Consider the following 1,004-nt stretch of genomic DNA (forward strand, 5'->3'; position numbering starts at 1 on the left):
AGACAGGTGGTGCATGGTTGTCGTCAGCTCGTGTCGTGAGATGTTGGGTTAAGTCCCGCAACGAGCGCAACCCCTATCCTCAGTAGCCAGCGGTTCGGCCGGGCACTCTGTGGAGACTGCCAGGGATAACCTGGAGGAAGGCGGGGATGACGTCAAATCATCATGCCCCTTATGATTTGGGCTACACACGTGCTACAATGGCGTAAACAAAGGGAAGCGAACCTGTGAAGGTAAGCAAATCCCAAAAATAACGTCCCAGTTCGGACTGCAGTCTGCAACTCGACTGCACGAAGCTGGAATCGCTAGTAATCGCGGATCAGAATGCCGCGGTGAATACGTTCCCGGGTCTTGTACACACCGCCCGTCACACCATGGGAGTCAGTAACGCCCGAAGTCAGTGACCTAACCGCAAGGGAGGAGCTGCCGAAGGCGGGACCGATGACTGGGGTGAAGTCGTAACAAGGTAGCCGTATCGGAAGGTGCGGCTGGATCACCTCCTTTCTAAGGTAAGAAAAAGTAGAGAAAAAATGTGTTTTACTGTTGAGTTATCAAGGAAACTGAATAAAGATATTTCTGGTAGCGATGCGCTTAGGGGAAACACCCGTTCCCATCCCGAACACGACGGTTAAGACCTAAGCGGCCGATGGTACTGCACTGGAGACGGTGTGGGAGAGCAGGTGGCTGCCAGATCAAATGGGGATGTAGCTCAGTTGGGAGAGCACCTGCCTTGCAAGCAGGGGGTCGAGAGTTCGAATCTCTTCATCTCCACTGAAATCGAAAGATTTCAAGATGGGCTTATAGCTCAGCTGGTTAGAGCGCACGCCTGATAAGCGTGAGGTCGGTGGTTCGAGTCCACTTAAGCCCATTGGCTTATAAAAGTTTAGCCGTGAGGTTAAGTGAGTAAGCCTTATATTGTACCTTGAAAACTGCATACATGAAATTTGATTAAAGTTAATCAAATATCCTTGATACAAAACGTTAAGAGATATGAGAGTATCTCATAA

Annotated in this window: 2 tRNA genes and 2 rRNA genes; all 4 read left to right on the forward strand. The window is 50.0% G+C overall.

The window, feature by feature from the left end:
* Positions 1–501: ribosomal RNA gene (locus tag ACTNDS_RS16640) — 16S ribosomal RNA — on the forward strand; the annotation flags it as partial.
* A gap of 71 nt (positions 502–572) precedes the next feature.
* Positions 573–690: ribosomal RNA gene (gene rrf / locus ACTNDS_RS16645) — 5S ribosomal RNA — on the forward strand.
* 5 nt (positions 691–695) lie between these two features.
* A tRNA-Ala gene (locus ACTNDS_RS16650) sits at positions 696–768 on the forward strand.
* 23 nt (positions 769–791) lie between these two features.
* A tRNA-Ile gene (locus tag ACTNDS_RS16655) sits at positions 792–865 on the forward strand.
* Positions 866–1,004: the final 139 nt, after the last annotated feature.

Source organism: Blautia sp. HCP3S3_C12, assembly GCF_052064155.1.
Classification (GTDB): Bacteria; Bacillota; Clostridia; order Lachnospirales; family Lachnospiraceae; genus Blautia_A.